The 9,484-nt window shown below is 70.2% G+C and carries 9 protein-coding genes and 1 pseudogene; 4 read left to right on the top strand and 6 right to left on the bottom strand.

Translation table 11 applies throughout. The annotated features are described in order from the left end of the window. The 3 genes and pseudogenes from F3J10_RS32350 to F3J10_RS32340 all read left to right on the top strand — a co-directional run. Positions 1-184 (top strand): annotated as a pseudogene (locus F3J10_RS32350) (helix-hairpin-helix domain-containing protein); the annotation flags it as partial. 104 nt (positions 185-288) lie between these two features. Next, positions 289-723, top strand: coding sequence for a YidB family protein (locus F3J10_RS32345; protein WP_013698270.1), 435 nt, complete (start codon positions 289-291; stop codon positions 721-723). Positions 724-861: 138 nt separating this feature from the next. Further along, complete coding sequence (locus tag F3J10_RS32340) at positions 862-1,920, top strand: hypothetical protein (RefSeq protein WP_167234357.1); 1,059 nt, start codon at positions 862-864, stop codon at positions 1,918-1,920. A gap of 91 nt (positions 1,921-2,011) precedes the next feature. Here the strand turns inward: F3J10_RS32340 and clpB are convergent, their stop codons facing one another. Together clpB and F3J10_RS32330 are read right to left on the bottom strand one after the other, a co-directional pair. Continuing rightward, positions 2,012-4,609 carry an ATP-dependent chaperone ClpB gene (clpB, locus tag F3J10_RS32335; RefSeq protein WP_167243795.1) on the bottom strand — a complete coding sequence of 866 codons (2,598 nt, stop codon included), beginning with the start codon at positions 4,607-4,609 and terminating at the stop codon, positions 2,012-2,014. A gap of 283 nt (positions 4,610-4,892) precedes the next feature. Continuing rightward, positions 4,893-5,363: an Rrf2 family transcriptional regulator gene (locus F3J10_RS32330; protein ID WP_025097639.1), complete on the bottom strand. Its 471-nt coding sequence runs from the start codon at positions 5,361-5,363 to the stop codon at positions 4,893-4,895. Between the two features lie 179 nt (positions 5,364-5,542). Between F3J10_RS32330 and F3J10_RS32325 the strand changes: the two genes are divergently transcribed. Continuing rightward, positions 5,543-6,127: a group III truncated hemoglobin gene (locus F3J10_RS32325; protein WP_240155775.1), complete on the top strand. Its 585-nt coding sequence runs from the start codon at positions 5,543-5,545 to the stop codon at positions 6,125-6,127. A gap of 28 nt (positions 6,128-6,155) precedes the next feature. Here F3J10_RS32325 and F3J10_RS32320 read toward each other — a convergent pair whose 3' ends face one another. From F3J10_RS32320 to glp, 4 genes are all read right to left on the bottom strand, one after another. Beyond that, positions 6,156-7,364, bottom strand: a complete 1,209-nt coding sequence (locus F3J10_RS32320; RefSeq protein WP_167243794.1) for a J domain-containing protein — start codon at positions 7,362-7,364, stop codon at positions 6,156-6,158. A 118-nt stretch (positions 7,365-7,482) separates the two neighbouring features. Then, positions 7,483-7,971, bottom strand: coding sequence for a molybdopterin synthase catalytic subunit MoaE (gene moaE / locus F3J10_RS32315; RefSeq protein WP_013698275.1), 489 nt, complete (start codon positions 7,969-7,971; stop codon positions 7,483-7,485). A gap of 9 nt (positions 7,972-7,980) precedes the next feature. Next, a complete protein-coding gene (moaD, locus tag F3J10_RS32310; RefSeq protein ID WP_017921957.1) occupies positions 7,981-8,238 on the bottom strand; it encodes a molybdopterin converting factor subunit 1 in 258 nt (85 codons plus the stop codon). 30 nt (positions 8,239-8,268) lie between these two features. Next, positions 8,269-9,484, bottom strand: a 1,216-nt coding sequence (gene glp / locus F3J10_RS32305) for a gephyrin-like molybdotransferase Glp (RefSeq protein ID WP_167243793.1), incomplete at its 5' end; no start/stop codon positions are given.

Genomic DNA, 9,484 nt, shown 5'->3' with positions numbered 1-9,484 from the left:
CAAGCCCGCCAAGGCGAGCCGCGCCTCGCGCAAGAAGGACAAGGCGGCGGCCGCCGCCAGCGCCGCGGCGGCAGGCAGCGCCCCGGCCGCGGCAACCGCCACGGCCGGCACCTCGGAGCCCAAGGCCAAGAAGCCCAGGAAGTCGAAGAAGAGTCAGGCCGCATCGGCCGCGTCAGGCGCCTGACCCGTCGGCCGGCCGCGCGAGATGCGGCTGGCCGCGAACACAAGCCCGGCGCCGCCCTCGCGGCGCCGTTTCAGGAAGTGGGAACCCGGCATCGGAGAGAAATCATGGGTCTGCTCGATATGGTGACTGGCGCGCTAGGCGGCCAGAATGGCGGCGGCAATCAGGGCGCACTGCTCGCCGCCGCGCTCGAATTCGTCAACAACCAGCCCGGCGGGCTGAACGGCCTGATCGAGAAGTTCCGCCAGGGCGGCGTGGGCGACGTGATCGGTTCGTGGGTCGGCACCGGCGCGAACCAGCCGATCTCGCCCGACACGCTGCAGAACGTGCTCGGCTCGGACACCGTCACCTCGCTCGCCAACAAGGCCGGCGTCGATCCCTCGACGGCCTCGAACCTGCTGGCCCAGGTGCTGCCGCACCTGGTCAATCACGCCACCCCGGACGGCAACGTGCCGGCCGACGGCCAGGTCGACGCGCCGAACCTGCTCGGCACGCTCTCGCAGCTGGCCGGCCTGTTCGGCGGCGGCAACAAGACCGCCTGATTCGCCGCCAGCCCTCGCCCGCACCCGGCCGCCAGGCCGGGGTGCGGTCGAAGGCGCGGGCCCGGGCCGCAGCCTGCCCCGGGCCCGCGGCGGCGCAACCCGCGAGCCGGCGAACCGGCCGCCCTCACGAGCCGCCGCATGGACTTCACCAGCGCCCAGGCAACAATCTCCGACGCCGCGATCCACGATCCGCTGCTCGCGCATTTCCTCTCGGCCATCCTCTTCAGCCACCCCGGCGACGCGATCAAGAAGAGCGCGCGCGCCGTCTACGGCAAGTTCGCGCGCCCCGGCAAGAGCGCGGCCTGGACCTGCCGGCACGCGGGCTGCACGCGCGCCTCGATCTGGTCGCACGAAATCTCGGAAGGCAAGATCACGCGCTGCCTGGCGCGCGACATCGAGGGGCGGCGCTATGTCGACGTGCTCGCGCCCGACCTGTCGGGCAACCCCTATCGCTACGCCTTCAAGCATGTCGCGACCCGCTCGGCGACCACCTTCCTCGGCTACTGCCAGGAACACGACAACCTGCTGTTCCGCGATCTCGACAACGGCCTGACGCGCTACGACGACACCCAGCTCAACGCGCAGTACCTGCGCTCGCTGAAGAAGCGCGCCTACGAGACCGAACGCCAGATCGCGATCTGGCAGGACATCGCCGTCGAACTGCGCCAGCTCGACGAGGCCTCGCATGCCGAGCTGGCGGCCGCGAGCGAGCGCGTCGAGCGCAACCTCGCCGAGCTGCGCGAGTCGCTCGCGCGCTGGCAACGCGTCTACGAGCAGGTCCGCGCCGGCCTGGAAGCGGGCCGCCCCGCCGTCGGCTCGCGCTGCCACCAGCTCGCGGCGCCCGGCTACCTGTTCTCCGGCGTGGTGGACCTGAGCCAGCCGGGCGACACCGAACCCTTCGTGGTGTTCCTGCTGAAAGCCGACTTCGCCGACGAGAGCGCCTTCTTCGTCGGCGCGCTCGACAATGCTCACGGCGACGGCATCCTCGACCATCACGACCTCGGCGCCTCGGACGGCAGGCAGCAGGTCGCGCAGTACCTGCTGTCGATGAAATCCGGCTTCGTCTTCTCGCCCGATTTCGAGGCCGGGCTGCCCGAGGCCGCGCGGGCCGCCTTCCATCGCAGTCCTGATTTCGAACGGGGCTCGCTCGCGTTCGACGCCGTGTATTGCGAGCGCTTCCTGTTCGGCGCCGGCTGAGCCGCCGGCAACCGCCGAAACAAGCGACGGCCGAAAAAAAACCCCGCCGAAGCGGGGTTCCCGAAGCCCTGGCCAATCGCGCGGCTTCGCCTCAGTGCACGACGCGATCGAACACGAACTTGCCGTCCTGCACGTCGACCGGGATCACGTCCTTGGGCCCGAAGCGCCCGGCCAGGATCAGCTTGGCCACCGGATTCTCGATCTCCTGCTGGATCGCGCGCTTGAGCGGGCGCGCGCCGAACAGCGGGTCGTAGCCGACCTTGCCGATCTGGTCGAGCGCCGCGTCGGTCACCTCCAGCTGCATGTCGAGCTTGGCCAGCCGCTCGTGCAGGCGCGCCAGCTGGATCTTCGCGATCGACTGGATGTTGCTGCGATCGAGCGCATGGAACACCACCACGTCGTCGATCCGGTTCAGGAACTCGGGGCGGAAGTGCAGCTTGACCTCCTCCCACACCGCGTCCTTCACCGCTTCCTGGGGCGAGCCCACCATCGACTGGATCACCTGCGAACCGAGGTTCGAGGTCATCACGATCACCGTGTTCTTGAAGTCCACGGTGCGGCCCTGCCCGTCGGTCATGCGGCCGTCGTCGAGCACCTGCAGCAGCACGTTGAACACGTCCGGGTGCGCCTTCTCGATCTCGTCGAGCAGGATCACGCTGTACGGCTTGCGACGCACCGCTTCGGTCAGGTAACCACCTTCCTCGTAGCCGACGTAGCCCGGCGGCGCGCCGATCAGGCGCGCGACGCTGTGCTTCTCCATGAACTCGCTCATGTCGATGCGGATCAGGTGATCCTCCGAATCGAACAGGAAGCCGGCCAGCGCCTTGCAGAGCTCGGTCTTGCCGACGCCCGTCGGGCCCAGGAACAGGAACGAGCCATAAGGCCGGTTCGGGTCCGACAGGCCCGCGCGCGAGCGGCGGATCGCATCGGCCACCGCGCTGATCGCCTCGTCCTGGCCGATCACGCGCTCATGCAGCTTTTCCTCGATATGCAGCAGCTTCTCGCGCTCGCCCTGCATCATGCGCGAGACAGGGATGCCGGTGGCGCGCGACACCACCTCGGCGATCTCCTCGGTGCCCACCTGGGTGCGCAGCAGCCGCGGCTTGCTCGGATTGTGCTGCTCCTGCTCCTCGGCCTGGGTCACCTGCTTGAGTTGCGCCTCGAGTTGCGGAAGCTTGCCGTATTGCAGCTCGGCCACCTTCTCGAGCTTGCCCTCGCGCTGCAGCTTGGCGATCTCGGCGCGCACCCGGTCGATATCCTCCTTGAGCTGGGCGCTGCCCTGCACGGCGGCCTTCTCGGCGGTCCAGATCTCCTCGAGGTCGGCATACTCGCGGCCCAGCCGCTCGATCTCTTCCTCGATCAGTTGCAGGCGCTTCTGCGAAGCCTCGTCCTGCTCCTTCTTGACGGCCTCGCGCTCGATCTTCAACTGGATCAGGCGACGGTCGAGCTTGTCCATCGATTCGGGCTTCGAATCGATTTCCATCTTGATCTTCGAGGCGGCCTCGTCGATCAGGTCGATCGCCTTGTCCGGCAGGAAGCGGTCGGTGATGTAGCGATGCGAGAGTTCGGCCGCGGCCACGATGGCCGGATCGGTGATGTCCACGCCGTGGTGCAGCTCGTACTTCTCCTGCAGCCCGCGCAGGATCGCGATGGTCGCCTCCACGCTCGGCTCGTCGACGATCACCTTCTGGAAGCGGCGCTCGAGCGCGGCATCCTTCTCGATGTACTTGCGGTACTCGTCGAGCGTGGTCGCGCCGATGCAGTGCAGCTCGCCGCGCGAGAGCGCCGGCTTGAGCATGTTGCCCGCGTCCATCGCGCCCTCGGCCTTGCCGGCGCCCACCATGGTGTGGATCTCGTCGATGAAGACGATGGTGCGGCCTTCGTCCTTGGCGATGTCGTTGAGCACCGACTTCAGGCGCTCCTCGAACTCGCCGCGGTACTTCGCGCCGGCCAGCAGCGCGGCCATGTCGAGCGAGAGCACGCGCTTGTTCTTCAGCGTCTCGGGCACCTCGCCGTTGACGATGCGCTGCGCCAGCCCCTCGACGATGGCGGTCTTGCCCACGCCGGGCTCGCCGATCAGCACCGGGTTGTTCTTGGTGCGGCGCTGCAGGATCTGGATCGAGCGGCGGATCTCGTCGTCGCGGCCGATCACCGGATCGAGCTTGCCCGAGCGCGCGCGCTCGGTCAGGTCGACCGTGTACTTCTTGAGCGCCTCGCGCTGGCTCTCGGCATCGGCGCTGTGCACCTGCGAGCCGCCGCGCACGGCCGCGATCGCGGCTTCCAGCGCCTTGCGCGTCATGCCGTGCTGGCGCGCCAGCCGGCCGGCCTCGCCCTTGTCGTCGGACACCGCGAGCAGGAACATCTCGCTGGCGATGAAGCTGTCGTTGAGCTTCTGCGCTTCCTTGTCGGCCTGGTTCAGCAGGCCGGCCAGCTCGCGGCCGATCTGGATGTCGCCGCCGGTGCCGGTGACCTGCGGCAGGCGCGAGATCGCCTCGTTCAGCGCGCCTTGCAGCGCCTGCACGTGCACGCCGGTGCGCGACATCAGCGAGCGCGCCGAGCCGTCGGTCTGGCCGATCAGCGAGGCCAGCACGTGGACGGGTTCGATGTATTGATTGTCGCGGCCGGCCGCGAGGCTCTGGGCGTCGGCCAGCGCTTCCTGGAACTTGGTGGTGAGCTTGTCGATTCTCATGAAGAGACCTCCAATTTTCGAATAGCTCCAACATGAGGCTGCTTGCCGGGGTTTCAAGCGCTCGCTAGGCAAGATGTGTGCCTTGCGGCGCCCAGCCTCGCCCGGCATGGCTTTGCCGAATGGGGCCCGAGCCCGGCGAGGGGCAGGCAGCGGGCAGGCGCGGGATTTCAGTCTGCCCGGGCGGCGTGCAGGCTCGATGACGGCGCCGGATCGGCTGCGTCAGGATAGCGAGAAACGGGCAGGGATGGCGGCGGGCGCCGCCGTTGGGAGCAAGCGCCGGCGCTCAGGCCGGCTCGACGACGATCGGCACGATGCCGAGCGCGGCCGCCAGCGGCGAGGCGGGTCGCGAGAGTTCGGCGATCGTGTGGCGGTCCAGCTCGGCGAAAAAGGCTTCGCGCGCGGCGTACAGCACGCCCTTGAGGCGGCAATGCGGCTCGATCACGCAGGAACGGTGCTCGACGCCCTGCCCCTCGCCGCCGAAGCAGCCGACCAGGGCAAAATCGCTCTCGGTGGCGCGCACCACCTCGCCGATCGTCAGCCGCCCCGAATTCGCGTTGATGCGCAGGCCGCCGTTGCGACCGCGCACGGTGTCGACCCAGCCGAGCTCGCCGAGCCGCTGCACCACCTTCATCAGGTGATTCTTCGAGATGCCGTAGGCATCCGAGATCTCCTGGATCGTCGACAGGCCTTCGCTGCGCACCGCCAGGAACAGCATCACGCGCAGCGAATAGTCGGTGTAGTCGGTCAGTCTCATGAGCGAAGTCGATCGTGTCGTTGAGGTGCCAGCGTTGGCGGCCGCCGCCGGATACAGGCGCCTGCCGAAACGGAAATCGCGCGATAATATGCGCCCTGGAAGCACTTTTTGGCGGATGGCCGTCCGCTATTGTGCGACAAAATCGCGACAGTGTAGCGGCCCCATTCTCCCTCTCGACCATGATCCCCACTAATCCGGCCCCCGAACTGGCCGCCAGCCCCTCCCCCGAAGCGGCCTCGCCCGCGCCCGCCGGCCCGCGCGAGGCCGAGCCGAGCGAGGACAATATCCGCGGCCTGGTCGACGCGTTTTATCTGCAGGTGCGCGCCGATCCCCTGCTCGGCCCCGTGTTCGGGGCCCGGCTCGACGGCCGCTGGGACGAGCACCTGCCGAAGATGGTCGCGTTCTGGTCGAACCTGGTGCTCGGCACCAAGGGATATCGCGGCAACCTGCAGGCCAGGCACCAGCCGCTCGAAGGCGTCGAGCCGGCGCATTTCAGCCGCTGGCTGGCCCTGTTCCTGCGGACCGTCGAGGCGCGCTACCAGCCGGCCACCGCGGTGCGCTTCATGGAGCCGGCGCTGCGCATCGCGCAGAGCCTGCAGTTGAGCCGCTTCGGCTGGGACTACCGGATTCCCGACGAGCAGCAGGCCCTGCTCGACGCGATCGCGCCGAAACGACCACGCGACGACGACGCGCATCCGGCACGGCCGCGCGGCGAGCCGTTCCCGGCCCGCATCATCGGCCGCGGCGCCGACGACGACGCCTGAACCAGCCCTTCCCAGAAATCCTCGACGCCTAGCCGGCGAAGCCGGCCAGCCAGTCCTTCAAGGCGCCGATCTCGCGCAGCGCGAGCAAGTCGCGCTCCAACTCGGCCAGCGCGCGACGCAGGCCGGCGATATCGTCGCCGAGCGTGCGCAGCGCCGTGTCGGGCGACAGCACGGCATTCGCGCCGATCCCGTAGCCATGCCGGAAATCCGCCTCGACGCGATGCAGTTCGCGATCGAGCGAGGCCAACTGGGCCTTCAGGATGCCGTTGTAATGCCGCAACAATTCGTCGCCGGCACCGGCAAGCCGGTCCGCATCGGCGGCGCCCAGGTCGCGCTCCAGTTCGAGCAGTTGCAGCAGGTCCTGCTTGTCGTAGGCGCGGTTGAGCCGCTGCATCAGCGCGGTCTTGCGCTCGCGTTCGTCCGCATCGGGCTCGCGATCGGGGTGCAGCGCGCTGGCCAGGCGCCGGTAGAGATCGCGCAGCGAGCGGCTGACCTGCGCCGGCGCCATCTCGGGCACCGCCTCGGTGTCGGTGCGATCCGCCTCGGCCTCGGCCGGGCTTTCCTGCTGCGCTTGCGCGGCGGCACGCGCCGCCTCGGCCGCAGCCGCCTCGGCCACCTTGCGCTTCGAGCTCGAGGCCCGCTGGCGCTCGCCACGCTGGGCCTGGCGCGCCTGCGCGTCGGCCGAGGCGCGCGCCTCCTGCGCGTCCAGCTCGGCCTGGATCCGAAGCATCATCGCTTCCTCGGATTCGTCCTCGGGCGGCTCGGCCGCGGCATGCCCCGGCGCGGCATCCTCGGCCGGGGCCGCGTCGCGCCGGCGCGACTTGCCGCCACGACGGCCGGCATCGCCTGCAGCCTGCCCCATCGCCGCCGCGCCATGGCGGGCGAGGATCGCACGCAATTCGCGGTCCTCGTCGGCGCCGAGCAGCGGCCGCGCGAAATGCACGATCAATTGCGATACCAGCTCGCGCTCGGCCCGGCTCAGGCCCTTCATCTCGGCGGCGACATCGAGCTGGCGCACCAGCTCGGTCTCGCGCGCGCTCAGTTCGCGCGCGAGCGGCACCCATTCGTCGACGTAGCGCTGCTGGAACGGCGGCCAGACGGTCTCCCAGGCGCGCAGCCGCTCGCGGCGCGCGGCCACCTGCCGGGTCAGCGCGTTGAAGCTGCGTTGCGAAGGGGACAAGCCGGCGCTGCCGTCTTGCGGCACCAGCAGGATGGCGCCGGATGGGGATTCGGTCATGATCGGGGAGACACTGCGCGGGAGTTCGGGCGAGGCGCGATGGTAGCGGGCCGGCTGGCCTTCGTCGAGCCGAGCCGAAGAAGTCAGCCGAGGCGCGTCGCCCGGCTTGCCGCCGCCCTCAGCCCGGCTCGCGCCGGTTGCCGGAGCGCAGGCCCCAGCGCGCCAGCGCCGCGTCGTCGCTGCTGCGCGCATCGACCCAGCGCTCGCCCGACGGCGTGCTTTCCTTCTTCCAGAACGGCGCCTCGGTCTTCAGGTAGTCCATCACGAATTCGCAGGAGGCGAAGGCGTCGCCGCGATGCGCGGCGACCGTCGCGACGAACACGATCTGGTCGAGCGGCAGCAACCGGCCGACGCGATGGATGATCGCCACCTCGATGCCCGGCCAGCGCGCGATCGCCTCGTCGGCGATTGCCTCGAGCGCCTTCTCGGTCATGCCGGGATAGTGCTCGAGCTCCAGCGCGGCCACCGTCTCGCCCTCGTTGAGGTCGCGCACCGTGCCGACGAAGCAGGCCACCGCGCCGATCTTCGGATTGCGCGCGCGCAAGGCCGCCAATTCCGCGCCGACCTCGAAATCCCCGGTCTGGACCCTTGCCCTGAGCCTTGTCATCGCGCCTCCTCAGCCGCCCGTCACGGGCGGGAAGAAGGCCACCTCGCAGCCATCCGTGATGCGCGTGCCCGCGTCGGTCATCACGTGATTGCAGGCCATGCGCAGCGCGCGGCCCTCGGCCAGCGTCTCGGCCCAGGCGCCGCCGCGCGCGCGCAGCCAGTCGCGCACGTCGCCCACCGTGGCGATGCCGTCGGGCACCGTCACCGATTCGCCGGCCACGCCGAGCGCCTCGCGCACGCTGGCAAAGAATTTCAGTTCGATCTTCATCGCTTCATCGGATTCGCAGGCCCGGCGGGTTCAGCCGAGCAGTTCGGAAAAAGGCAGGAAACGGACCGTCTCGCCGGCGCTGATCGCGTGGTTCGGCGGATTGTCGATCAGGCCGTCGGCCCAGACGGTCGAGGTCAGCACGGCCGAGCTCTGGTTCGGGTAGAGATCGAGCCCGCCCGCCTCGTTGATGCGCGCGCGCAGGAACTCGTTGCGGCGATCGCCGCTGCGCTGCGTGAAATCGGCGCGCAGCGACAGCGCGCGCGGCGCCACCTGGGTGGCGCCGGCCAGGCGCAGCAGGAACGGCCGCACGAACAGCAGGAAGGTCACGAAGCTCGACACGGGGTTGCCGGGCAGGCCGATGAAATGCGCCTCGCCGCCGGCCTCGGCCCCCGCCGCCGCCTCGCGGCGCACCGCGCCGTAGGCGAGCGGCTTGCCCGGCTTCATCGCGATCTGCCACAGCGCGAGCCGCCCTTCGGCCTCGACGGCGGGCTTCACGTGATCTTCCTCGCCGACCGACACGCCGCCGCTGGTAACGATCAGGTCGTGCTCGCGCGCGGCATCGCGCAAGGTCGCGCGCGTCGCCTCGAGCGAATCGGGCACGATGCCGTAGTCGCTGACCTCGCAGCCGAAGCGCTCCAGCAGGCCGCGCAGGCTGAAGCGATTGGAGTTGTAGATCGCGCCGGGCTTGAGCGGCTCGCCCGGCATGGTCAGCTCGTCGCCGGTGAAGAACACCGCCACCTTCAGGCGGCGCCGCACCGCCAGGCTCGCGCAGCCGACCGAGGCGGCCAGGCCCAGCGCCTGCGGCGCGAGCCGCGTGCCGGCCGGCAGGATCACGGCGCCGCGCCGGATATCGGCGCCCTGCGCGGTGATCCATTCGCCCGCCTTCGGCGTGTGCAGGAAATCGACCTCGTCGCCGGCCGCGGCGGCCTGCTCCTGCATCACCACCGCATCGGCGCCGGGCGGCACCGGCGCGCCGGTGAAGATGCGCGCCGCGGTGCCGGCCGCCAGCGGCTCGGCCGCGTGGCCGGCCGGAATCCGCTGCGAAACCGGCAGGCGGCGCTCGCCGCGCGTCAGGTCGGCGACGCGCACCGCGTAGCCGTCCATCGCGCTGATCGCCATCGGCGGCACGTCGAGCGGCGACACCACGTCGGCGGCCAGCACGCGGCCGAGCGCGTCGAGCGTCGGCACGGTTTCGGAGCCGGCCAGCGGCACCGCCGCGCCGAGCAGCGCGGCGAGCGCGTCGGCA

Source organism: Burkholderia sp. Cy-637 (genome assembly GCF_011753175.1).
Classification (GTDB): Bacteria; Pseudomonadota; Gammaproteobacteria; order Burkholderiales; family Burkholderiaceae; genus Burkholderia; species Burkholderia gladioli.
Note: the sequence above shows the minus strand (reverse complement) of the source record. Positions and strands in the feature narration are given on the sequence as shown.